General features: G+C 54.6%; 18 protein-coding genes. 10 read left to right on the top strand and 8 right to left on the bottom strand.

The window, feature by feature from the left end; genetic code table 11:
- Window positions 1-41: 41 nt before the first annotated feature.
- The 3 genes from Pla52o_RS11915 to Pla52o_RS11905 all read left to right on the top strand — a co-directional run bounded on the left by Pla52o_RS11915 (window position 42) and on the right by Pla52o_RS11905 (window position 1,198).
- The gene (locus tag Pla52o_RS11915; protein ID WP_146594847.1) at window positions 42-386 is read left to right on the top strand and encodes a hypothetical protein; all 345 of its coding nucleotides are present in this window, start codon (window positions 42-44) and stop codon (window positions 384-386) included.
- A gap of 246 nt (window positions 387-632) precedes the next feature.
- Window positions 633-848 (top strand): hypothetical protein, encoded by a 216-nt coding sequence (locus Pla52o_RS11910; protein WP_146594846.1) that lies wholly within the window; start codon window positions 633-635, stop codon window positions 846-848.
- A 128-nt stretch (window positions 849-976) separates the two neighbouring features.
- On the top strand, window positions 977-1,198 hold the full coding sequence (locus Pla52o_RS11905; RefSeq protein ID WP_231612276.1) for a hypothetical protein: 222 nt from the start codon (window positions 977-979) through the stop codon (window positions 1,196-1,198).
- Window positions 1,199-1,222: 24 nt separating this feature from the next.
- On the opposite strand, the gene ruvX is transcribed toward Pla52o_RS11905, so the two are convergent.
- Together ruvX and Pla52o_RS11895 are read right to left on the bottom strand one after the other, a co-directional pair.
- Window positions 1,223-1,762, bottom strand: coding sequence for a Holliday junction resolvase RuvX (ruvX, locus tag Pla52o_RS11900; protein ID WP_146594845.1), 540 nt, complete (start codon window positions 1,760-1,762; stop codon window positions 1,223-1,225).
- 113 nt (window positions 1,763-1,875) lie between these two features.
- A complete protein-coding gene (locus Pla52o_RS11895) occupies window positions 1,876-3,312 on the bottom strand; it encodes a RecQ family ATP-dependent DNA helicase (RefSeq protein WP_146594844.1) in 1,437 nt (478 codons plus the stop codon).
- 882 nt (window positions 3,313-4,194) lie between these two features.
- On the opposite strand from Pla52o_RS11895, the gene Pla52o_RS11890 reads away from it, so the two are divergent.
- The 6 genes from Pla52o_RS11890 to Pla52o_RS11865 all read left to right on the top strand — a co-directional run bounded on the left by Pla52o_RS11890 (window position 4,195) and on the right by Pla52o_RS11865 (window position 11,727).
- Window positions 4,195-4,440: a hypothetical protein gene (locus Pla52o_RS11890; protein WP_146594843.1), complete on the top strand. Its 246-nt coding sequence runs from the start codon at window positions 4,195-4,197 to the stop codon at window positions 4,438-4,440.
- 1,285 nt (window positions 4,441-5,725) lie between these two features.
- On the top strand, window positions 5,726-6,352 hold the full coding sequence (locus Pla52o_RS11885) for a hypothetical protein (RefSeq protein ID WP_146594842.1): 627 nt from the start codon (window positions 5,726-5,728) through the stop codon (window positions 6,350-6,352).
- A gap of 251 nt (window positions 6,353-6,603) precedes the next feature.
- Window positions 6,604-8,019 carry a sulfatase family protein gene (locus Pla52o_RS11880; RefSeq protein ID WP_146594841.1) on the top strand — a complete coding sequence of 472 codons (1,416 nt, stop codon included), beginning with the start codon at window positions 6,604-6,606 and terminating at the stop codon, window positions 8,017-8,019.
- 249 nt (window positions 8,020-8,268) lie between these two features.
- A complete protein-coding gene (locus tag Pla52o_RS11875; RefSeq protein WP_146594840.1) occupies window positions 8,269-9,102 on the top strand; it encodes a hypothetical protein in 834 nt (277 codons plus the stop codon).
- Between the two features lie 55 nt (window positions 9,103-9,157).
- Window positions 9,158-10,483 carry an acyltransferase family protein gene (locus tag Pla52o_RS11870; protein WP_146594839.1) on the top strand — a complete coding sequence of 442 codons (1,326 nt, stop codon included), beginning with the start codon at window positions 9,158-9,160 and terminating at the stop codon, window positions 10,481-10,483.
- Window positions 10,484-10,803: 320 nt separating this feature from the next.
- On the top strand, window positions 10,804-11,727 hold the full coding sequence (locus tag Pla52o_RS11865; protein WP_146594838.1) for a glycosyltransferase family 2 protein: 924 nt from the start codon (window positions 10,804-10,806) through the stop codon (window positions 11,725-11,727).
- A 310-nt stretch (window positions 11,728-12,037) separates the two neighbouring features.
- Here the strand turns inward: Pla52o_RS11865 and Pla52o_RS11860 are convergent, their stop codons facing one another.
- From Pla52o_RS11860 to glf, 3 genes are read right to left on the bottom strand one after another with little or no spacing between them, the layout of a single operon-like run.
- Complete coding sequence (locus Pla52o_RS11860; protein ID WP_146594837.1) at window positions 12,038-12,967, bottom strand: hypothetical protein; 930 nt, start codon at window positions 12,965-12,967, stop codon at window positions 12,038-12,040.
- The gene (locus tag Pla52o_RS11855) at window positions 12,957-13,865 is read right to left on the bottom strand and encodes a class I SAM-dependent methyltransferase (protein ID WP_146594836.1); all 909 of its coding nucleotides are present in this window, start codon (window positions 13,863-13,865) and stop codon (window positions 12,957-12,959) included. The genes Pla52o_RS11860 and Pla52o_RS11855 overlap by 11 nt, the downstream gene beginning before the upstream one ends.
- Window positions 13,866-13,876: 11 nt before the next feature.
- Window positions 13,877-15,022, bottom strand: a complete 1,146-nt coding sequence (gene glf, locus Pla52o_RS11850; RefSeq protein ID WP_146594835.1) for a UDP-galactopyranose mutase — start codon at window positions 15,020-15,022, stop codon at window positions 13,877-13,879.
- Window positions 15,023-15,323: 301 nt separating this feature from the next.
- On the opposite strand from glf, the gene Pla52o_RS11845 reads away from it, so the two are divergent.
- A complete protein-coding gene (locus tag Pla52o_RS11845) occupies window positions 15,324-21,053 on the top strand; it encodes a Calx-beta domain-containing protein (protein ID WP_146594834.1) in 5,730 nt (1,909 codons plus the stop codon).
- Between the two features lie 161 nt (window positions 21,054-21,214).
- Here Pla52o_RS11845 and Pla52o_RS11840 read toward each other — a convergent pair whose 3' ends face one another.
- The 3 genes from Pla52o_RS11840 to Pla52o_RS11830 form a co-directional block, all read right to left on the bottom strand.
- On the bottom strand, window positions 21,215-22,294 hold the full coding sequence (locus tag Pla52o_RS11840) for a polyprenyl synthetase family protein (protein ID WP_146594833.1): 1,080 nt from the start codon (window positions 22,292-22,294) through the stop codon (window positions 21,215-21,217).
- Window positions 22,295-22,668: 374 nt separating this feature from the next.
- Complete coding sequence (gene moaC, locus Pla52o_RS11835; protein ID WP_146594832.1) at window positions 22,669-23,166, bottom strand: cyclic pyranopterin monophosphate synthase MoaC; 498 nt, start codon at window positions 23,164-23,166, stop codon at window positions 22,669-22,671.
- A gap of 386 nt (window positions 23,167-23,552) precedes the next feature.
- Window positions 23,553-24,125 carry a helix-turn-helix domain-containing protein gene (locus Pla52o_RS11830; RefSeq protein WP_040770725.1) on the bottom strand — a complete coding sequence of 191 codons (573 nt, stop codon included), beginning with the start codon at window positions 24,123-24,125 and terminating at the stop codon, window positions 23,553-23,555.
- Between the last annotated feature and the right edge of the window lie 904 nt (window positions 24,126-25,029).

Below are 25,029 nucleotides of genomic sequence, written 5' to 3'. Positions count from 1 at the left end.
CGAAACCCGCTCTTTGGCCCCTCTCTTTGGCGCTGCTCCCTATGAAGCGATTCCATGTTTACTTCTACGGCCCCGACGCGAACGCACTGCGATCCACTTTTGAGCAAGCCGCGAGCCGGCTCGAATCGTTGCCAAAGCTGTTCTTTGAGTTAGACGGTTCGTTCGTTTGGTCCCCCGATCGTTCGCAACAAATCGATGGCATGCTGTATGACGCTCAGGATCAGATTCAATACGTGGATCTTCAAGGACAATGCTCCCTCGAGAGTTGGAGGAAGCTAATCACTGCGATTGTGGGGGGCCCGTCGGAGGATTGCGTTGTGATGGTAATTCCGACTAGGGAGTTGAAAATCTTACCAGCGTTCGAGCAGTCGATCTGGGGTGTTTGAAAATATTGGATTTGAGATTGATAATAGGGAATGTCGCAATTTAGGGCGTTTTGCACCCTTTTTTCGCCCTGTTATGCCCTTTTCTGGTGAACGGTCTTTGCCCGGCAATGCTTAGGTCCTTGGATTGGCATACCAATTGCTTCTCCCTTGCTTCGCCACCGGCGGTGTCAGCCGAAATGGCGAAACAAATGAAGTTGTCGCCTTGATCCAAGGCAATGCGTTCACCTTATCTGGAGGGATTCTCTGATGTTGACCATCACCCGTAATGCGAAAGTCTCGAAAGCCTCGAAATCGATCGCATCGACTCCGAATGAGATTCGTTTGTCGGACGCTGAGATTGCTCGGCGAGTGGTTGCGATCCGATCGGGGTGGAGCATTGCGGAGCGTGTCCGTCGTCGTCGTGAAGCGGACAAGCGTTTCCTCGATTTGATCGATTCGTTGTCGGCTTGCGAAGCCGCTTAGTTATTAACAAAGGGCACCGGCGATCTGAGAATCGTGGGAGCTCAAATGTAGTGGGCCCTCAATGGCCTAGCTGCTCCATACGCTTTTACTTTTCCAAGCTAGTTCAATTTTGTCAGAAGGATTCAATCATGTTGACAGCAATTTGCGATACGGATGTGTCCACCAAGAACGCATCGAGTCCCCAAGGCCGCCGGCGAAATGCAGTCCGTCTGTCGGACGTTGAGATTTCTCGCCGGGTGCTCGCGATCCGATCGGGGTGGAGCCTTGCCGAACGAGTGCGTCGGCGCCGCGCCGCAGACGAGCGTTTCCTCGATTTGATGGTCGCGTTGACTGCGGGCGACGCGGCTTAATCACGCTGGGGAGCTGGTGAGAGCTCAACCAATCGACTCTCCTTTACTGGGGGTGTCGCCTGGGGTTTCCTCGGAGGGTTCGCCCAATGGCTCGCCAACGAGCTCCCCTCGATATCGACACGCTTCGATAAACGATTCGAGGATCACGAGTGCTGCGACAGCATCGAGGCGCTTCTTCTTGCCTTGGCGGGTGTAGCCTGCCGCCCTCATGCGGTTGTTCGCATCGGCGGTCGTAAAACGCTCGTCGAATAAGCGAACGGGTTTGCCTGTTTCTACGGAGAGCCAACGAGCAAATTCGCGGGCTTGGAGACTCTTTTCGCTTTCTCCGCCATCGAGATGGATGGGAAGTCCCACGACAAAGGCCGCGATTCGCTCCTGTTTCGTGAGTTCGCGATAGTAGTCGCCGTCCTTTGCCCACTCGGATGCCGAATGAACCTCCAGCGGGCTCGCTAAGATTCGGTCGGGGTCGCAGATGGCGATGCCAATGCGAACGCTGCCAAAATCAATCGCGGCAAGACGGCCGGTTGCAGGGAAGTCGCCCGGGGTGTCGGATGATTCTGTCATAGAGTCGATTTGCCACGAAACGGTGAAACGAGTTTGGTTTGCACGAAGACGATATCGGATTCGGTTGAGGCTGCAACGTGCATCGACTGCCTCAGTCCCGTTGAAAAGCGGTGCTATGATGGCGAGCCTTCGAAGTACTGCTGCAAAAATGCCTTCCGATCGTCTTGCTCGGCGGCCAATTGGACCATCGCATAAAGTCGCTGTTGGTCTCGCCGTTTCTTTTCGGCGAGCGACTCGCTGTTGCGAAAGTGTTCCGGGATCGGCGTCAGCACGTCAAAGCATTCTGGTGGGTGCGGCCCTCCGATCACGCCGGCGCGATCCAGCATCGCAAACGCCGTCGAAATACGGTGATCGTGCCGACTAAGTCGCTGCAATCGATCGTTGAGCCAATCGATTCCAAAGGCGCGGCACGACTCGTTGTGTTCCACAAGCATGTTAACGAGCCGTCCGTAGAAATCGGCATCGGGGTTGGACCATTCGATAAATTGCATTTGCGTCATCAGGTCGCTTTGGTCGTACAACCATACGCATCGGCTCGGTTGATTGTCACGCCCTGCGCGACCCACCTCTTGATAGTAGGACTCGATCGAACCAGGCGTTTCGGCGTGGATCAAGACGCGGATGTTTGCTTTGTCGATCCCCATTCCAAAGGCGTTGGTGGCCAGCACGATGTCCGTGTCCCCACTTAAAAAACGGTTATGTACTTGGCGGCGTTTCTGGCTCGATAAGTCGCCGTGATAACATTCGTGATCGACGCGAAGACTTAACAAATGGTCGCTGAATCGGCATAGCGTTTTGATCAAGGAAAAGTAGATGACCACGCTGCCGCCGCGATAGGCTTCGTCATCGAGACATTGTTGGATCAAGTCGAATTTTTCCTGGTCACCAAGGACATGTTCAACATCGAGTTTTAAGTTGGGGCGTTGGATGCCTTGGTAGAACAATTGAATCTCGTCGGCCGGAATTCCAATTTGTTGGTAGATATCCTGGCGACATTCCGCCGTCGCCGTTGCCGTCAAGGCGATCGTGGTGGGAGAGCCAAGCCATTGGCGGATCTCGGAGATGCGAGAATAGTCAGGTCGAAAGTCATGTCCCCATTGGCTGACGCAGTGAGCTTCGTCGATTGCCAATAACTTGACGCGGCGTTTGCCAAGCACTTCTCGAAACTCCTCTTTTCGAAATCGCTCGGGGGTAACGTACAACAGTCGGTACTTGCCCGCGGCGACTTCCTTGTAGCGAAGCTCGCGAGTTGCGCGATCCAAGGAGGAGTTAATGTAGGCGGCATCAATCCCACGCTTCCGCAAATCGGTGACCTGGTCGTGCATCAACGCCACCAACGGTGACAACACCAACACCATCTCGTCGCTGTCACTGGGGATCGTCAACGCGGGAATTTGGTAGCACAACGATTTTCCCATTCCTGTCGGCATGACCACCATCGCATGCTTCTCGCAGAGCACATGTTCGATGACCGCTCGTTGGGAAGGGCGAAACGATGAATAACCGAAATGATGACGGAGCAGTTCGTTCAACGAATTCAAGTCTGGCATAACAACATTGCAGGGATAAGAGCAGCAACGGGGGGCGAGATAGTGGGAATGAAAAGGAAGAGGCGTTTTAAAACGCCCATCGCGAGGGGACGCGTTTCAGCGAGCAGCCTAGCGAGCGGGGCTGGGACGCCGCAACGCCCCCATTCCGCCACTCTTGGGGCGTCTTCATTTGCGGGGAAAGCTCTAGACCAACGATCCGACACGGTGGGTTCGGAGATCGTCTTCAAAGAAGTATCGCGAGCCGGGAACTGCGGATGACGCTGGAGTGTCGTTGCGATGGCGGTTTGCCGTGGTGACATTCTCGTAGGGGGAAAACACAATTTGTTTGCAGGGGGGAATGACCCGCGTTAGCCGTCGCCGCAGCGTTTTAGGTTGGCCTCTTTGTGCACTCCCTTCCCTACAGCGAAAGGGAGGTCGCCTCTTTTCGGGGCATGGGGAGTACTTGTGCATAAATCACAGTTACTTCAATGCTTTACGTTCGGATTCGGCTTCGATTGCTTGCCGTTTCAACGTCAAATGCCAATTTTTGCAGCAGCGATTGAGAGATTTCGGGGCACGGTTTCGGCTTGCAAAATGGAATGTGGTCGTGGGGGCCGCTTGACGACCGTAAGGTGTTAGTTGGCACCGTTGTGTGCGGTCGGCACGGGATGTGCGTAGCGAGTGAAAAGTAGACGAGGGGCTTCAATCTTATGCCCACCTGTTTCGTCCGATTCCCACCACCGTTTCACTTCCTACCTCATGGTGAAAAACCTTATGTCGAACGTACTTCCCGCCCTGGAATCTAGCTCTTTTTCAAAAGGATGGCCGACGCTTCCTGCAAGATTTCGTTCAACATATTTGTGCGTTTGCTGCGCATTGATTGGTCTCATTTCAATCTATGACATGTTTCTTGTTTTTAACAATTCCGACATGATTTTAGAGTTGGAGAAGAATCCGGTTTGCTTGGCATTGCTGAAGATGGAGCCTACCTTTTTCAGCCTTTTTGTACTCGGGAAATCGATGGGAACTCTAACCGTGATCTTGATTTTGGTGCAGTTGTTTCGCAGCCAATTTCATGGTTGGCATTCGGTCACGTCGGGGATCACACTGTTTCAACTCGGATTGCTTGCCTATTTGACGTTTGGGTGACCTTTGTGACGCATCTTGAGGCGTCAGCCCGCTAGCCGGGGAGTGGTGTTCGTTGATGTGCCTTGGCACGTTAGGTTCGTCGCCGGTTCAACTGCGCGGCGGCCACGATCGCTGAGGGACACGATCGCTGAGGGACACAGCACTTTGATTGGGGGATGGTCCGACTGAGGCGGGCGGACGTACCCCAGAACCATGCTCTGTCCCCAAGTCCCTTCCCCAAGTCCCAATACCCCACAATAGTGCTCTGTCCCCAAGTCCCGTCCCAAGTCCCGTCGTCCCCATGTCCCCCCCGGAACCAAGCTCTGTCCCCAGGGGCTCTTGTCGCCGGTTCAACTGCGCGGCGGCCACGATCGCTGAGGGACACAGCACTTTGATTGGGGGGGATGGTGCGACTGAGGCGGGCGGAGGTACCCCAGAACCATGCTCTGTCCCCAAGTTCAATGCTCTGTCCCCAAGTTCACTGTCTCCAAGTTCACTGTCTCCAAGTCCCAGGAGGATGGTCCAACTGAGGCGGGCTGGCGTACCCCAGAACCATGCTCTGTCCCCCAAGTTCACCAAGTTCACCAAGTTCGCTGCTGAGGCGGGCGGACATACCCCAGAATAGTGCTCTGTCCCCAAGTCCCACCAAGTCCCACTGTCCCCAGTCCCAAATCGTGAGCCACTAGGGGGATTGTACCGCTCCGCTGACCGCTACAAACATTGATTTATAGGCAGGGGGGGCTGTTTGCCACTGGATTGAGCAGGCGAAATTTGCAACATTCTCTCCCCCGCTGCCGCTGAGAGGCCCTTTTCGTTTGATCGTGGATGGAGCGGGGAAACGAGGCTAATCCCATTGCGACGTCCTGCCGTCGGCAACGAGAATCGCGGAATGCCCGGGCCTTTATCGAAAGGCCGGGGGACTCGCTCAGGGCCTTGCTTTCCAGCCATTCGTGGGAAACTCACGCATTTAAGGTGGGAATAATGTCCCTAGGTGTGGTAGCTTAGAGCGGTGTTTATTCACATTTTCATTTATCGTTTGGGAGAATTCGTCATTTTGAGATCCAAAAAAGATCCGCGGCTTGCGGACATATCGTCCCGACATTCCAACGCGGCACCTGACCTGCCTGTATCGCCCGTGACCATGGAACCGCCGACGAAGCGGAAGAAGGAGTTACCGGCAATTCCGTATCGATCCCCATTTCGTTGGTCAAACCGACCTGAATGGTTCACCACGTTTCTGGCGGTATTGGGCGTTTGCCTCATTGCGCTGATGATCTATCACGCGACCAACGTGATCAGTGCCACTATGAAACGCAATCAACATCATCAAGCGATCACCGACGTGTGGCGGCAATTGTTGATGTCCAATGTCGCGGTTACGGGAACCCCGACAAAGCTTTCGGAAACGGATTTACCCGTTTTCCCATCGGTTGCGTTTCAATCCGTTCGCTCCTCGCAGGAACTGAACCGCAACTTAAGACTTGCTGCAGTGTTGCCGGGAATTCGTCGAATTGACTTGTCACCCGAATCGACACGTCAGATTGGAGGAGGGCACGCGGATGATTCCACGTTAGGGATCATTGCGAATAACTTCACCAGTTTGGATTCACTTGATCTTAGCGGAACCATGATCACGACCCTCAAACCGATCGAGGATTTGAGAATTCGCGAACTGAAGATCATCAACTCAACGGTCAGGCCGGATAACTTGTCTTCGCTAAAATACATTGAGTCGGTCACGGATCTATGGATCGGTTGGTACGGAAACAGCCAAGATGCTGACGCCATTTATTTCTCGGATGCTTATCGCGCGCGTGTCGTGGATGCATTGGCGGGGATGAAGGGATTGAAGACGGTTCACTACTTTGAGATGACGTTCACCAAGGAAGAGAAAGAGCAACTCACTCATCTCAATCTGGTTCAAGTCAAGTAACCAACTGAGCATCAAGTTGAGAATCCCGTCAGTCAAATCTGGCGGGATTTTTTTTGCTTTCATCCCAACGTTAAAGGCTTCGTTTTAAGGGGCATGCGCGGAGGGATCGGCTCCGAAGCGATCGAAAATTGTTTGAGCGAGATGCCTTGTCGAGCTTGTCGGAGATGGGAACTCTCACGCGACGGCGTCGACAATCGGTTAAGTTAGTGCGGTGTGAAACGATTCGATCACCTTGCGGAGCCATCCCCACGATGTCGTTACCATTTCGTTTAAATCTGTTTGTGGCATTGTGGTGTGCCATGAATGCGGAGGTCATGGCGGAGGTGAGGGAGCCGACGAGGCGTCCAAACTTGGTGCTCATCCTGGCCGACGATCTCGGGTACGGTGACGTTTCGTGCCATGGGGCACGTGATATACAAACGCCCCATTTGGACACGTTGGCATCCGAAGGCATGATGCTCACACGCATGCGTGCAAATTGCACGGTTTGTTCACCAACACGCGCTGCAATTCTAACGGGCATGTATGCCGATCGTGTCGGGGTGCCAGGAGTGATTCGAACCGACGCCAGCAACTCTTGGGGGTATCTGCGGCACGACATTCCCACGCTCGCCGATCGACTGCGTGAGGTGGGGTATGAAACGGGCATCGTCGGTAAATGGCACCTTGGCTTGACGTCGCCCAACACCCCGTTGGAACGTGGTTTTAACCATTTTCATGGTTTTCTCGGCGACATGATGGACGATTACTACACGCATCGCCGTCACGGTCAAAACTACATGCGGAATAACAACGCCGCGATTGAGCCCGCAGGGCACGCGAGCGAGTTGTTTACGAACTGGGCAGTCGATTATGTATCCGAACGGGCTGAGCATGCGGGGACGCCGTTCTTTCTTTATCTGGCCTACAACGCTCCCCACTTTCCGATCCAGCCGCCCGCTGAATGGCTCGATCGCGTGCAAAAACGATCGCCGAACCTCGATCCCAAACGCGCATTGAACGTCGCATTTGTTGAGCATTTGGATGATCAAATCGGACGGCTGATGCAACGTTTGGATGAACTTGGGTTGCGTGAGAATACCGTCGTTGCATTTACGTCCGATAATGGAGGCTCGTTGCCGCATGCCCAGAACAACGATCCTTGGCGAGATGGGAAACAGAGTCATTACGAGGGAGGATTGCGGGTTCCTTGTTGGGTTCGCTACCCGGGGCACATTCAACCGGGAAGCAAGAGTGATCATGCGGCGTTGACGTTCGACCTTGGCGCCACCTTCTTGCAGTACGCAGGCGCGGAGCATCCCGACGATAGTGATGCAATCCGTTTGAAAGGTGTTCTCGAGGGACGTGCGCAACAGTTGGTTGCATCCGCGTCGCCGCGTGAGCTCTATTTCGTTCGCCGCGAGGGAGGCCATCGCTATGTCGGGCATGCTTATCATGCGATCATCCGAGGGAGATGGAAACTGATGCAGAATCATCCGTTTTCCGCCTTGGAGCTTTACGATCTCAAAGCCGATCCCCAAGAGACGAAGAACGTGTTTGCTGAAAACCCGAAAGTCGTCGCCGATCTAAAAAAACGCCTCGCCATCCATCTTCAACGCGGGGGGCAAGTTCCCTGGCAACCTGGGCAAGCGAACGTGTCCGATTCGGCAGCGAACGCCGGTCGTTGATTCGATTGTGGGCGGCGGGAACACCCCGTCGCGATCGAAGGTTAACAGCGGTGTGGCATTAACTTGGGTGTGGCGATCCGCAACAGTTGTTCGATTCTGCCAATCGTTCGTCCTTGGGAACCAAGCAAAATGCACTCCCCATGTCTTGGCACGGTTTGTGCCTTGTTGAGTGAACTCAGCAGGGGAGGCCAACGCATGATTTCTCGTGCTGCGCGAGTCCGCGCTTGTCTACTCAATCAAAGGAATTCGATGCGTTATTTAAATCTGCAACGCGGTTTTACGACGTTCATGCTGACGCTTTGCACCGTTGCATTACCGGCGGCCGAGGACGTCGCGACTTTGGCTTTGTTTGACGCGATGGATTCGAAGCAGGTTGCGGTGCAATTCATTCCAGTTGATGCAAGTCACGCGAATGTCTTGATTAAAAACTTAACCCATCACGAATTGAAGATTCAATTGCCGCAATCGATCGCCGCGGTGCCGCATCGGGCCGTGCTGTCTCAATTCGGTTTCAATGGGGGACAAGCTCCCTTGGGAGTCCAGGGACAAGGAGGACAGGGACAAGGGGGACAAAACGGAGGAGGGAACCAAAGCGTTGGTGGCGGCTTTCAACCCGGCGGACCGCAAGGCAACAATCAATTCGGCAACAATCGGGGAGGTCTCAACGCACCGCAAGGTAACGTGTTTGGCATCGGGGTGATGCGAATCGCAGCGGAGAAAACACGTAAAGTCGTTGCCACGACGGTATGTCTCGAACACGGAAAAGCGGATCCTAACCCCAAGATCCCGTACCGCATGGTTCGAATCGAATCGTACACGCAAGACGAAGAGTTGATTGAACTTTGCAATCAACTCGGTCGTGCTCAAATCACTCAACAAGCAGCCCAAGCGGTTGCATGGCACCTCGCCAACGGTCTTTCGTGGAATGAGCTTACGAAGCTCAATCGCATCGAATCGCGTTATCGGGGCGAGATTCGATTGTTCAAGAACAGCGAATTGCAAGAAGCAAAAGCGTTTGTCGAAGCCTTACCGAAATCAGGGAGATCGGCGTTGCGGGATATGCGTGTGTCGATTGCAAGATAGCGATCGCGACTTGGTCTTTCCTTGACGCGATTGATTTTGGTATTGGCAATGCACGATGAAAATCATTGCATTTCCAACCGAACGCACTTCGACGACGTCTCGTTTGCAATCGCGATCACCTCGCGAATGGGACGCGAGGGAGCGATCCGTCGATCTGGCAGCCACGACGCAGAAATTTGTGGGGCTTGATGCGGTCCGCGCCGGTGCGGCACTCGGCGTCGTGTTGTTTCACGCCTGCGTGCCTTATTTGCAAAACCCGATGCCAGGGCTTTCTTGGACGGTTCGCGATTCTGCGAACGCTTCAATCGATTGGCTGTTTTGGGGCATCGAAGTGTTCATCATGCCATTGTTTTTGGTATTGGCGGGATTCTTTGCTTGGCAAACGCTGTCGCGTCGAGGCGTGCATCTTGGTGCACGCACGCTGGTGACCAATCGTGCAAAACGATTGTTGATCCCACTTGCCTTTGCGGTTTGCGTGGTCTTGCCGCTGGATTTGTACATTTGGGTACTCGCCTGGGTTGCCGAAGGAATCGTGGAACCGATCAAGCTGAAAAGCATGAAGTTTGATGGGGTGGTAGATCGTGATCTATGGGGTCTCAGCCATCTATGGTTCCTGCTTTACGTGTTCTTGTACGTCGTGGTTACGGCGATCGTGGCACGAGTGAACGTGTTGCGAAATGCGGTGCGAAAGGTCGCTGAGAAACCGGCGTTGGCGTTCACTGTGTTAGCGATTTCCGCTGCGGTCACGCTTGGGGTGGCACCGAATGTGGTGTGGGGATTCCAACACGAATTCTACCCGGTGCTGAGTAAATGGATTTATAGCGGAACCTTTTTTGCCGCAGGCTTGTTGATTGCAAAAGTCGATCCCAGCCTTAGTCGGTTTCAAAATAAAACAAGGATGTTAGGAATCGCGAGCGTCATGCTATTGCTCACCGCCGTGTCGCTGGGGCGTTGGCATCTTGCTATCGGCGAGAATGCCATGGCGCAAGCCGGGCTCGCGATTGTGACCGTGCTGGCCGCCTATGCGGTCACGCTTTTTGCGATTGCGGTCAGCCGCCCGATTCCTCGCTTGCCCGTGGGGATCCAGTACTTGGCGGCGGCTTCATTTTGGATTTATTTGGTACATCACCCGATCCTGGGGCTGGTGCACCTCGATCTCAAACTGTTGCTGCCCAATGCGAACCCGATTTTGAAGATGATCTTGGCGTTTGCGATCAGTGTGGGGGGCAGTGTTTTGACGTATGAAGCGTTGGTCCGCTGCACTCGATTGGGGCGGATCCTTGGCATGCAATGGCAGTCGCAAACGGTCTCTGCGGTTGGGGTGCCCCTTCCACGTGATCACGTCGAAACGGAGCCTGCACCGCAGCGTATCGCTGCCTAGAGCATCTTTGATTTTGAGATAGCTACCGTCGTTAGAGGGTGAACGACGTTCTTGCGAGCCAAGCTACGGAAGGAATCCCACGTCATGTTTCAAAATGCGCTAAAACGTTCGTATCGATTCAGCGCGTGGAGTGAGTGCGGATGCCAGCTCGTGTTGTGCCAGCTGGGGTGACTTTTTAGGATGTTCGTTTTTTAGGAAATGGATCGTTGCGGTGATTTAGGGTGGTCGTGCCGGCAACAATTTGACGATGGACTCGAAGGCAGCCGTGTCCTGTTAGCGGTTGATATCGCATTCCATCCTTTGCCCGATCCGCAACGACCATGCTTGATATCCCGATTGCATTTATTGTCTTTAATCGCCCCGCACAAACTCGGCAATCGTTCGCAGCGATTCGCAAAGCACGGCCGAAAGTATTGTGTATTATCAGTGACGGTCCGCGCAGTTCTCATCCCGGGGAAGCGGCCTTAGTTGAACAATCGCGTCAGATCGCCGAAAGTTGTGATTGGCCGTGCGAGATCCAGCGATTCTATTCGGACACGAATCTTGGTTGTGGCGAGCGAATCAGCAGTGGTCTGACCGCTGTCTTCGAACAACACGAGCAAGCGATCGTTCTCGAAGATGACTGCGTCCCCAACCAGAGTTTTTTTCGCTACTGTAACGAGTTGTTGCAGTACTACGAGCACGACGAGCGTGTGATGGCGATCAGTGGCGACAACTTCCACGATGATCCGGACGAGACCTCGGCCTCGTATTTCTTTTCGAAGTACCCTCATTGCTGGGGTTGGGCGACATGGCGCCGTGCTTGGAAACACTACGAGGGGACACTCGCTGCGTGGCCCGAATACCGTGATCGCGATGGTCTCGCATCGAATTGTCATTCGCTCCGTGAGCGAGATTATTGGACGCGAACCTATGATCGCGTTTGCGCAGGTGAAATTGATTCCTGGGCGATCCCCTGGATGTTGGCTTGTTGGATGAACCATGGTCTCACCGCAGTGCCGGCTCGAAATCTGGTTTCCAATATCGGCTTCGGTGACGATGCAACTCACACCACGGACTCGAGCCCGTTTGAAAACCTGCCTACTTACGAGCTCGACACGATTGTGCATCCGGACCGAATTTGTCGTTCGGTACAGAATGATGTCTACATCGATCGTGTCTTTTTTAGCCGTGGCAAGTTGCGTTTTCGCCATCTCGTTCAATTTGCACAGCACTGTGTCAATACGTCGCGGCGGGCCGCGTAGGGCGACGGCGCTGTCGACGGATTTCATTGCCTTGAATCCAACGGCGTTAGGTTCCCAATCAAGTCTCCATCCGAATGCCTCAACGGAGCGTTCGCAGACGCATTCGGGCGACGGAACCCTCTTCTTAATCGCCCAGGCGGCAGCGCAATCGCGTTTTGACGATGCCCGCTGTGGCGAGAGAGCCCAAGCTCCATCGTCCGAGGAGCGAGGTCACCGCCGGGGGGACGCAAAGCCCGACATGGTTCATGTTGGATGACGCTCAGCGCCGTAGGCTAAGACCGTGGGGATGACAAATCCCATGGGGACGCCGTCAGGCGGCGTTGCGGTCGAGTTGCTTGAATCCTTCGAGTTGCTCGAGCAGCTCAAACTCGCTGTTGTGAACCGAGAAATCGGTGACTCCCATGCGTGGGAAATCGTTGTAGTTGCCGTACATTTGCTCGCCACCGAAACGATGCAACACTCTCAATTGGCCTGGAAACAGTGCATTCAAGTACGACGTGCCACCTTGGACGGCAACTCGATGTCGAGATCTTGCTAACAAACCGAGCTGGAATTCGTTAAAGGAGAGATGCGAGAAGTGTTCGTACAATTCCTCGGCGAGGATCACGCCTTGCTCACGTAGTCGCGTTTTCTCGTTCAGGTCCCCGACCGGCATGTGATCATGAACGATGTGGGTCGTCGGTCGCAGGTAGACAATGCTGAAACGCTCGCTCATGGTTTCTACGACCCGGTCGAGCAGTTGGGGGGACAAGAAATTGACGGGCGGGTGGTCCCACTCCGTGTTGTATTTATTGAAGATCAACAACGGAGGTTTGGGGAAATGAAAGTCGACCGTATTGCGATAATGTCCCGCGAAGTCTGGTGGTTCCCAACGATTGGCAGCGGGGCTCTGGTGAGGTTTCTGGGCAATGGAGTCCAGGTATTTGACGAGCTTGCGGCGGTCATACACCTCGCGATGGTCAGGCGAGAAATAGTAGAAGCACTGGGTCCCCAGACAACTGACCGTTCGCTGCAAGCATCCCCTTTTCGCGAGATGGTAGGCATACGGAACGTGATAGAACATTTCGTAGCCAAACTCGCAGCCCTGGCTATCGACGATGGTGCTGGGGTAGTCCCCAAGCGGACAAACATTGGGTTTGCCCGTCAATCGATTCTTGAGGGTGGACAATCGGTTGGCCAGCGTGGCCACGGGGACCGCGGTCTCGGCACGTGGATCGGTTTGACGGTGGTTATGCGGCACGTTGATTCTCCGGAGGGTTGTGTTTTGCATCGCGTCTGGCTCGCCATTTTGCTTTCAAGGCACGGCGGAACGAGCGGATTTGGAATGCCAAGGACGGTGGCTCATGATCAATGATCCAAGTTGCACGCTCTACTTTGAGATAGCGAGAATGGGTTTGGCAAAAATCATAAATCGGTTTGCGAATGGGGGACTCACCCGACTCGTTTCGCCAATGCCAATTGTCACCCGTCATGATTGCGTTGGGGAACAGTTGGTGGCAAAGTTCGAACTCGTTTCCGACAGGGTCCAAGTCCAAGTAAATGAGATCCGGTGCGAGGCCGATCGCTGACAACTCGTACAGGATCGCAGGCGCACACTCTCGGACCGGGATCACGCGGTCTTGGTTGTCCCATAAATTGGCCAAAAAGGTTTGGTAGAAACCGTTCTCGCGTCCAAGCTGTTGAGCGGTCGCTTCGCTTTGTCCCTGTTCCCGAGCAAATTGTTCGAGGTCCCCACAAGCGGGCCATGGATCCACGGCTACCACATTGACGGTGGGCGATGCCGCCAACCACTTGCGTATTGATCCGCCAAGAAACGAACCGATTTCTAAGATCAGGTTAATCTCGTTTCGCTGGATTAGTTCGCTCACCATCCAACGACCACCGCCATCGAGACTCCAATCGATCGGATCCAAATTGGGGCGTGTGATTGGCCAGCGATATCGTTGACGAAGCAGACGGAGCGCTGCCTGATTCTCAGCGGAGAGAGCGGGAAGCATGGTTGCCTCGGTTAGGGAACGCGGGCTTCGCGTGAATCGCACCGCTTTGGGATCGCGAGGCGCGCGGAACACGAGCGGCGTGATATCCGCTGCCCCGTGTTTGTAAAGCCGTCGGGCGTTCTCCATCCGCTGTTTCGACATGATGCGCTCCACTACGCGGCACGGCGGGTGAGGGGAGGATGCGCCGATGTTCGCAGCACCCGCCCTTTATCCCGTGCGATTTCTTTTGTCGCCAAGTGCAACGCCGAAGCGATCACTTGGTGCATGTCGTAGTAGCGATACGTCGCTAAGCGACCACCCACTAAATAATTTTTGGGAAGCATTGCCAAATAACGCTGCTGTAACTGCTCGCCCTGCTCGTTGTTGACCGGATAATACATCTCGTCGCCAACCTGCCAATCCGCAGGATATTCGTGGGTGATCACGGTGTGATCGCTTTGTACGGGATCGAAATGCTTGTGTTCTACCGATCGTGTGTAGGGCGTTTCGGCATCGGTGTAGTTGATGGCGGCGATTCCTTGGTGATCGGCAGTTTGGATGACTTGATGTTGGAATCGCAAGCCTCGCCAATCATTCGCTCCGAGTTCGTACTCGAATAATCGATCGAGTGGTCCGGTGTAGACGACTTGTTTACAGCGTGATTCAAATCGGCAGCGGTCGGCAAGGAAATCCACGTTCGTCTCGACCGGGATTCCTGACAACAGCTTTTGGAATAATTGGGTGTAACCGCCTTCGGGTATCCCACAAAATCGATCGTTGAAATAGTCATCGTTCCATGTCAAGCGAATCGGGAGTCGCCGAATGATCGAACTCGGCAGTGTTTTGGGTTCGCGGCCCCATTGCTTTTTGGTGTAGCCGTAGACGAACGTCTCGTAGAGCTCGCGTCCGACTTGCGACAAAACCCATTCTTCGAGGTTGGCGGGGTTTTCGATAGGAATTCGTTCCGCTTGCAAACGCCGCTCCGCCTCTTGAGGCGTTTTGACGCCCCAAAGTTGATGCAGGGTTGTCAAATTGATGGGGAACGAGAGCATCCGGCCGCGAAAGTTGACTTTGGGACGGTAGCTGAAACGGCTGAAGCGTGCGAATCGATTGACAAAGTTCCAAACGCCTTCGTCATTGGTATGAAAGATATGCGGACCATACTGGTGTACGTGGATTCCATCGACATCGTCCGTGTAGCAGTTTCCTGCGATGTGGCTTCGTTTTTCGATCACCAGACACTTAGCGCCGGCGTCGGTCATCTGCCTTGCGAAGACCGAGCCAAAGAACCCGGCACCAACGATTACGTAGTCATACATTCATGTCTCACTTGGAGGATGCAGGCGAATTTGCGATAGCGAGCGGGGGCGTAATGAATACGAAACGAGTGGGGGTCCGAAGTTAGCGATTGTGCGTTTGCTAACGTTTGAGTCCATCTAGACGGTTCGTCTAAATCGAGGCGTTCGCTTGAACAAATCGCTTGACTTTAGCCGTACGTTGAATTTCTATTGGCTCTGTAGAGGGGTTTTTCTGGAGTTCGCAAAATTGGGGCGCAGTTGCGTTCTTCGCTTCGCTCGAAATCTCTCTCCGTTCAATGTTGGCCTTTTGGAGTAGAATCTCATGCAGTCCTCGCTACGTCGCCGTATTCTGTCCGCTGCCCGCAATGGGATGAAGCGTCGCGACCGCCTGTCGTGGAGCCTTGCTGCGCTTGAACCACGATTGTTGCTTGCAGGCGACGCTGCCGCAGCCGTGGCCACCTCCGTCGACGTTGTTGAAGTAGAAGCAATACACAACAGCGCAGGGGACGATCAACCCCAAAAGGGTGTGTTGCTTGCAGACCATGTGGAATCGAGCCACAGCATCGTCTTCGTCGATTCGGACGTTGCCGATAGCAGCCTTTTTTCAAATGTCGCATCGGGCGCTGAAGTCATTCTGATGTCAGCCGACCAGGATGCGATCTCGCAAATCACCGAGACGCTCTCGACACGAAAAAATGTGGCGTCGATCCACTTGGTCAGTCACGGTGGTTCGGGGCAATTAAAACTATCGGGCCAAATTCTCGATGCCTCAGCGATCAACGCGCGAGCCGACCAGCTGGCGAAATGGTCGTTTGCACTCGCGCCCGGCGCGGATATTTTGCTGTACGGTTGTGAAGTGGGGGCGGGCAGTGGCGGGGAAGCGTTGCTGCGAAGCATCGCAAATCTAACCGGCGCGGACGTGGCCGCGTCGATTGATCTGACCGGCGCGAGAGCCCAGGGGGGGAACTGGGCCCTGGAAAAGACGATCGGAGCGATCGAGTCGGGACTCGCATTCCAAGCAACCGTTCTGGGCCGTTACCAGCATACGCTGCCGATCAACACATCGTTGGTGAACCTGGATCGCTTTTCAGCAAGCGATCCAATTCGACTCAACGCCGGCGCATCCTTCACAAGCGACGGCCGGCTGCAATTGACGTCAGCGGCCGAAAATCAGGCTGGATCGGCCTTCTACACCACGCCGGTCACCGTCACCGAGAACCCTTCGTTTCAAACCAGTTTCTCCTTTGAGATGAGCGGCGGTGCGGGGGCGAGTGGGGCAGACGGTCTCGCGTTCGTGCTGCAAAATTCCCCCCAAGCTGCAGCCGCGGTCGGGGGCAATGCGTGGCAACTTGGTTATGGAGGGATTGTCAATAGCATCGCAATCGAACTCGATACTTGGAAAAACGGATCGGATCAATTCAACGATGAAATCGCGGTCACGCTCAACGGCGACTTTCGCAATCAAATCGCCGCGGCTCAGTCACCAATCAATCTGAATTCGGGATCGGTGGGCTACGCTTGGATCGACTACGACGGAGCAACACAGACGCTGAGTGTGTTTGTTTCTGATACGAACACCAAGCCCGCGTCGGCATCGTTGACGACTCAGGTCGACCTCTCGGCGATCGTTGGCGACCAGTTTTACGCTGGCTTTACGGCAGGGAATTACAACGCGCCTAACGCGCATCAAATCCATTCATGGTCGATGGAGATTCAAGACGACGATGGTACCAGCGGTGTGAGCACGTTTAACGTTGAACCCAGCCAACTCTCCGTGGGGGAGTCGGCTGGGCAAGTGCAACTGCAGATCAAGCGTTCGGGGGACATCTCCCAAGCGGCGTCGGTGGCTTACCAAAGCATTGATCAATCGGCAACCGCTGGGAGTGATTACACCGCTGTGAGCGGAATCGCAACCTTCGCAGCCAATCAAGCCGTTGTCCAAGTGGAAGTCTCGATTCTCGATGATCTTGAGACGGAGTCGGCCGAGTCGTTTATCGTTTCGCTCAGTGATCCTACCGATGGGGTGCTGGGGACTCGTTCGACGACCACCGTCACGATCTATGACAACGAACAGGCGATGCCAAGTTTCCCAAGCTTTGCCAACGGTGATCCCATCAATCTCAATGGCGGCGCCTCGATCCAAGGAGGCAAGTTGCAACTCACTTCGGACGCGACCTACCAAGCCGGCACCGCGTTTTTCAACACTCCGATTGCGGTCCACGATAGCACTTCGTTTCAAACCAGTTTTGCATTTGAGATTACTGGAGGCGCGGGCCCCAATGGTGCCGATGGATTCACCCTGGTGCTGCAAAACTCGCCGCAAGGCAGCGATGCGTTGGGCCAATATGGCAGCGGGATCGGCTACCGAGGCATCGGCAACAGCGTGGTGATTGAATTCGATACCTGGAAAAATGGCTGGGATCAATTCAAAGACGAGATTGCCGTCACGCTCAACGGTGACACTCACAATCAAATTGCCTTCGCCGCTTCCCCTCTCGATTTGAACTCGGGCGCGGTGGGGTATGCATGGGTCGACTACAACGGGGAGAACAATACGCTCTCCGTTTACGTCTCCAGCACGAACCAGAAGCCAGCGACGGCGGTATTGACGACTCAAGTCGATTTACCAAACGTGGTGGGGAATCAGTTGTACGCGGGATTCTCTGCGAGTAACTACAATCAACCTAATGCTCATCGAATTCTCTCCTGGGCGATGACAGTCGATGGCACGGCGCCCGAGCCACCGGCAGGTGCCTTTGTGTTTGAGAACAATCAAGTCACCGTCAACGAAAATGCAGGTCAAGCGATCCTGCGGATCCGTAGAACCGGCGACTTGTCGCAAGCCGCATCGATTCAATACCAAACCCAGAATCAATCCGCCACCGCTGGCGACGACTACACCGCGAAAAGCGGGATCGCAAATTTTGGCGTCGATCAATCCGTGGTAGAAATTGCCATCACGATTCTCGACGATTTGGATGCCGAGTTGCTCGAATCCTTTACGGTTTCGTTGTCGAACCCTGTCGGTGCTGAACTGAACAGCCCCCAAAAGGCGACCGTCACGATCCTTGACAACGAACAATCCTTGCCAAGTTTTGCCAGCTTTGGCAGCGGTGATCCCATCAATCTCAATGGCGGTGCCTCGATCCAAGGAGGCAAGTTGCAACTCACTTCGGAGGCGACCTACCAAGCCGGCACCGCGTTTTTCAACAGCCCGATTGCGGTCCACGATAACACTTCGTTTCAAACCAGTTTTGCATTTGAGATTACTGGGGGCGCGGGCCCCAATGGTGCCGATGGATTCACCCTGGTGCTGCAAAACTCACCGCAAGGCAGCGATGCGTTGGGCCAATATGGCAGCGGGATCGGCTACCGAGGCATCGGCAACAGCGTGGTGATTGAATTTGATACCTGGAAAAATGGCTGGGATCAATTCAAAGACGAGATTGCCGTCACGCTCAACGGCGACACTCACAATCAAATTGCCTTCGCCGCTTCCCCTCTCGATTTGAACTCGGGCGCGGTGGGGTATGCATGGGTCGACTACAACGGGGAGAACAATACGCTCTCCGTTTACGTCTCCAGCACGAACCAGAAGCCAGCAACGGCGGTATTGACGACTCAAGTCGATTTACCAAACGTGGTGGGGAATCAGTTGTACGCGGGATTCTCTGCGAGTAACTACAATCAACCCAATGCCCACCGAATCCTCTCCTGGTCGATGAACCTCGATCAGCCCACGGATCCCGCTAACAACGGCCCGGCAACGTTCAGTTTGCAAACTTCCCAGGTCACCGTTTCCGAAGCGGCCGGGGAAGCGATCGTCGGCGTGGTGCGCACCGGCAATGCCACTGCGGCAGCCTCAATCAATTATCAAACCTACGATCAAACGGCGATCGATGGAAGCGATTACCTGCGTACGACGGGAACCCTGAACTTCGTTAGCGGGCAACGTTACGCCGAAATTCGCATTCCGATCTTGAACGATACGCTCGAAGAACGCGCGGAAACGTTTAGTGTTAGTATCGACAATCCGGTGGACGCGGAGATCGGCGTACCGCGAACCGCGATTATTACGCTGATCGACGACGAACAACCCCTGCCTTCATTTGTTAACTTTGACTCGCAACAGTTTATCAACGTGAATGGGAACGCTACGGTTACCGGGGGGAATCTGCAACTCACGTCGGAGACTGCCAACCAACGCGGATCGGCTTATTTTTCAACGCCAGTCTCGGTCACCCAGGACACTTCGTTCCAAACCAGCTTTACGTTCCAAATGGATGGGGGAGCGGGTGCTGGAGGAGCCGATGGTATCGCGTTCCTGCTGCAAAATTCCGCTGCGGGTCTAGAGGCGCTCGGCCGGGGAGCGAGCGGAATCGGGTACGACGGAATCGGCAATAGTATCGCGATCGAACTCGATACTTGGAAGAACGGGTTTGATAAGTACAGCGATGAGATTGCGATCGTGGTCAACGGGAAAATTCAAAATCCGCTCGCTCAAGCTCCCGCACCGATCAACCTTAACTTGGGCGGCGTTTATCACGCTTGGGTCGACTACAACGGAATCAGCAATGTGTTAGCGGTGTATATCTCCGAGACCTCCGACAAGCCTGGGTTGGCTGTTGTCAAAGCAACCGTCGCGTTAGACCAAGTTGTCGGTGACCAAATGTACGTCGGATTTTCCGCTTCCGACTATGACCGCCCCAATCGACATGCGATCAAATCGTGGTGGTTGAATTTGGAAACGCCGATCGCCGATCCGCCGGTCCTTCCGAGCGGAGAAATTCGCACTCAAATCGTTCATAGTGGTTTGGCTCAACCGACGGCAATCGATTGGTCTGCCGATGGACGCAATCTGTATGTGTCGGAAAAGGCGGGGGTCGTCAAGGTGTTCCGCGATGGCCAATTGGTGGCGTCGCCAATCATTGATATTTCCGGGATGGTGAACCATTACTCCGATCGTGGACTGCTTGACGTCGCCGTGCATCCTGATTTGGCAAGCAGTCCGTACATGTATTTGCTCTACACCTACGACCCACCGGAGGTTTGGGATCATGTAGGCGACCGGTACGCGGGGCCCGATGGGCTCGGCAACCGCGCTGGGCGATTGATGCGAATCACCTTGGATGCGGGAACCAATTACACGACGATGGTTGCCGGTTCGGAGACGATTCTGCTTGGCGGCGCGAGCACGTGGGCCAATTTCAATGGCTTTACCAACAGCGTCGTCGATATGGCCGAGCGTCCGGCGGGGCAAAATCCTGATGGGTCGTACATCCGCGACTTTATTAACAGCGATAGCACAACGCATACGATTGCATCGCTTGAGTTCGCTCCCGATGGCAGTTTGTTTGTTTCGATCGGTGACGGAGCAAGCTACAACCAAATGGACCCGAGGGCGGTTCGCGTGCAAGATATCGATAGCTTGTCTGGGAAAATCCTACGAATCGACCCGATCACTGGGCAAGGCTTAGCCGATAATCCATTCTTCAGCGGCGATGCGGATGCAAACCGATCGAAAGTCTATCAGCTCGGCTTGCGGAATCCGTTCCGGATCGCCGTGGATGATGCCACCGGACGCCTTTTCATCGGCGATGTCGGGTGGACCCGTTGGGAAGAAATCAATACGGGCGATCCGGGCACCAACTTTGGATGGCCCTACTACGAAGGAGGCCAGGGGTACAACATCGTCACTCCGGGTGGCTACTTAGACCTGCCCTCGGGCCAAGCCTTTTTGGCCAACGGAGCGCAGGCAGATCCTGCGATCATTGCGCTGAGTCATGCCGGGGACGGCATTAACGCCATCGTGATGGGAGATGTGATTCGCGGCGGCGATCTTGGACTGCTTTATGAAGGCGACATCATCTTCAACGATCTAGGCCAAGGCATCGTGCGACGCGCTTCGGTCAACGCCGATGGCCAGGTGACGGAGATTTCGGTCTTCACCACCGGTGCTCAATATGTCGTCGATATGCGACAAGGGGTCGATGGGGAGATGTACTTCGTCGACTTGGCAGATGGCCAAATCGGTCGCTGGGAACTCGTCTAACGCATTTCCATCTTTGATGTAGCTACGTCGCGTTCGCGGTGGACCACGTTCTGGCGAACGTAGCTACTTTTTTACCTACGTCATTTCTCAAATTGCTCTAAGGACAAGTGGCCTTGGTTGCCGGAGGGATCCTTTCGCTGAGTTCGTTGTGGTACTACGCGCTAAAACCGCCGGTTGATTGCGAATTCAGCGATCGCGATCAAGGATGATTTGGCCTCGGAATCCGCTAACACCTCAAGCGCGGCGATGGCTTGATGTTGATAGGCCAACGCGGTCTGTTGCGTATATTCACGCGCGTCGCTCTGAGCGAGCCAAGGCATGATGCTCTCGGTGCTGCGATGGTCGGAGTGAGAAAGCAGATCCAAGATTTCGGTGCGTTGGGTATCATCGGCCGTCTGTAAGAGCCGAATGATGGGCAACGTCATTTTGCCTTGTTCCAGATCTGTCCCCAGCGTTTTGCCCACGCGTTGGTCGCTTCCCCAGATGTCGAGGTAGTCGTCGGCGATCTGGAACGCGATGCCAATCGCATTACCATACTCAGCGAGTGAGGCGGTAACTTCGGGCGTACCGTCGGCAAATCTCGCTCCCAATTGGCAAGCCACCCGGCAAAGTTCCGCCGTCTTGCCTTGGATCATTTCAATGTACGTCGCCTCGTCGATGTCCAACACGTCACGCTTCAACACTTGACGCATCTCGCCTTCGCAAACCAAACGAGAAGCTTCACCAATCCATCGGCACGCTTCCGTCGAGGGCAGGGTTGCGGCCAAGCGGAAGCTTTGCGCGAATAAGTAATCGCCCAGCAAGATGCTGGTGTGATTGTTCCACTTGGCATTGACCGTGGGGACGTGACGACGCGTTTCGGCTTCGTCGAGGATATCGTCATGGATCAACGTGGCCGTGTGCACCATTTCGATCACGGCACCCAACACGATGTGGTCCTCGCTCACCGATCCAACCGCCGAGGCTGCCAACAATAGCATCGCAGGTCGTAGCCGTTTTCCGCCCAATTGGGTTCCGTGCTCAAGCAGCGGGGCGAGTGACTCGTAAGGCGACTGCAGTTCTTGTTGGAAGCGTTCTTCGACAAGCCGAAGTTCCGACGCGATCGGGGCGTAGAGCTGTGCAATTTGTGCGGAGGAAACGCGGGGAGGGGAATTCCCACGGGATTCCGTCTCGCTGGCTGCGGCGTGAGTTTCCGTCGGCGTCTTCAATTGAGCAGCGCGGAGGGTCGAAGTCGAATCCATTTCGGCGAAACCGGTGAGTGAAATAGGACAGAAGAGGCCTGTGCGGCATCCCACATTCCCATGGAACCGCAATTGAGCATGCGAAGCAACCAACAATCTCTCCCTCCCCAGGGAGTCTGGGTAGGCAACCCGCTGCGAACCTAGCGTCGATGTAAATTGCGTGCATAGCTTGGCGACTAAAGCGAATTTTGGCGAGAGGGGGGCTTTGCGGTCGCAAATCGTGGCTGGGCTTCGATCACTCTTCTGGCGGGAGCGACGGGGGCAGCAGGTAGGCGAATCGAGCCGTGAGTTGGCGAATTCAAACGTCGGGGACCGATAGCCCAACAGGTGGGGCCCGCGTTGGGTTGAGTCGCCTCGCTGTGAGAGGTTTGCGATTAGCCGCGGTGGTCCGAGCGGCGAAAATCCCCAGAGTTGCCCCCCGATTTTGCTGCCAAGACGAGCGGGCCAATCACGATCGATCGATCGATTGATTTGACCATGTCGTAGACCGTCAACGCGGCAATCGACGCTGCCGTCATGGCCTCCATTTCAACGCCTGTTTTGGCGGAGGTTCGCACGTGAACACGACATTGCAGCACCGTTTGATCGGGTGACGGTGGACTAGCCGATCTCCAGTCGAAATCAACGCTGGCCGATTCAATGGGAATCGCGTGACACAACGGAATCAACTGTGACGTCAGTTTCGTGGCTTGAATTCCGGCCAGGCGTGCGACGGCGAGCACATCCCCCTTGGCGGCGCTGGAGCTCTGGATCACGGCAGCCGTGTTCGCTGCCATCTCGATCTCGACCGTAGCGATCGCTTCGCGGACCGTAATCGGTTTGGCCGAAACATCGACCATGTGGGCGTTGCCGGAGGGGTCAAAATGAGACAAGGTCGCTTCCTATGGCGAGCGTGGAGCGTTTCCAAAATACGAATCGACCCGATACGGATCGATTCGACAGGTCACGGAGGTGCGTTGAAAACAGGTTGAACCTGCAGCGGTCTGAACCTGCAACGGTCTGAACCTGCAACGAGAGAGCACGCAAACCGATCGCGGCTTCAAAATAGCACACCTCGATCGCAGCATCACGTCCCGGTGACACCGAGTCGGCGAAGATTCGTGATGCCGGTGTGCCGCCGGAGGGAGGATGCCGTATGAGGTGGGCGCATAAAAAAACGTCGCACACCGCGGGATGGTGTGCGACGTCTTGGACGAGGCATTCAGGATCGTCAATCAGCGGCGGACCGATTGGATTATCAGCCGCCTTGGGTTGCTGATTAGACCAATTCTTTCTTGCTTCCGACGAGAGTTCGCAAGCGTTCGGCGAGCAAGTGCGCGTCGAATGGCTTCTTGAACGTCTCATTGATGCTGCTTCGGTCGAAGCTCATCGGTTGCCCATCGTCGGGAAGCAATGCAATCAGGACAATATCGGTGAAGTCGATGTTCTTGCGCAGATTTTGGCAAATCTGAACCGCCTCGATCTTACCGATCGAGAAGTCGACAATGATACAGTCTGGATTGAAGCTTTCCGCTTGAATTCCCGCTTCGAAACCGCTCGCGGCGACAGCCACTTTGAATGCTTTTTCGGGTGGAAGTTCACGCTTGAGGTTCTCGATCAGCACCTGGTCTTGGGCGACGATCAGGCATTTAGCCATCGCTTCGTCTTCCAAGTCACCCAAGGGCATACCGTGTTCCTTCAAGAACTTAATCAGGTACTCACGCGGAATGCGTCGGTCCTGAGATCCTGGAATGCGATAACCTTTTAATCGTCCCGAATCGAACCATTTAGATACAGTTCGGGGTGCTACTTTACAGATCTTGGCGACCTGTCCAGTTGTGAAGACCTTCATACTAGGTACTCCATAACGCCTCGTTTAATTTTCCCTCGACCAATGGTGCGTCGGTAACCATTGATCTAGCGGCCTTATTCGTCCTTCACTTTCTGTACGTCCGGTCCTGAATCGGGCGTTTTGTGCTCGTAGTGGGTTACGAAGACAAAGCTACAGTCATGATTAACGCTGGGTCGGGCCAGCCGGCTCGCATCCTGCGACGCTTACCGAGCGGGATTCCTCGCGGTTTGTTTATTAAAATTTAGGCGAACTCATTTTCATGAGATCGTTTTTCAGGGGTTAGAAGCTGCGAGTCGTGCTGACAAAACGTCACCGATCGCTGAGTCCAAAAACGGTCGTGATGAGTGCCGAAGTAACACTCACCCTTCCGCGTCTTGGATTGCAGGAACCGCTGACGCTCAGGTCATACTCGCGACCACTCAAACAACGATGCCATTTGCATCCCGGTTTCAGCAGAAGCGTTTCCCAGATTCCCCCCTGGGTAGATCAAGGCATGTGTCTTGGTTGCTCTTCGCAGAGGAGGGTGGTGATGTTCTGGCAAGCCAAACCTTCACAACCTCAAACGCGTCAAGAAAAGACACCTCGATCCGAGAGTTAATGTCGAGTAAAACGGGGTCAACTCTTTAGTGCGTTTGATCATGAAAAAGCAGTATCAACGGTTTCGCATGTCAAGAGCGTTTTGACGACTGATACGCCCGCAGGGCCTGGGTTGCCAAAACTCACGCGTTTCTCACGCTTTCGCTACATTGGCCGCATGCGATGCGGCTCAAAACCGAGTGCAGAATCAACCAGGAATAATTTTTCAGGGTCGATCGAATTCTGTACCCTGGGTGACCCGGAGCGTCGGATTGAGTTCAAAATACGCCGGCAAAAACCATGGAAAGTTCGCCTGTTTTCCAGTTTG

Origin of the sequence: Novipirellula galeiformis, assembly GCF_007860095.1 — a bacterium.
GTDB classification, from domain to species: domain Bacteria; phylum Planctomycetota; class Planctomycetia; order Pirellulales; family Pirellulaceae; genus Novipirellula; species Novipirellula galeiformis.
The sequence above is the reverse complement of the archived record's forward strand: the minus strand, read 5'-3'. Positions and strand labels throughout refer to the sequence as shown.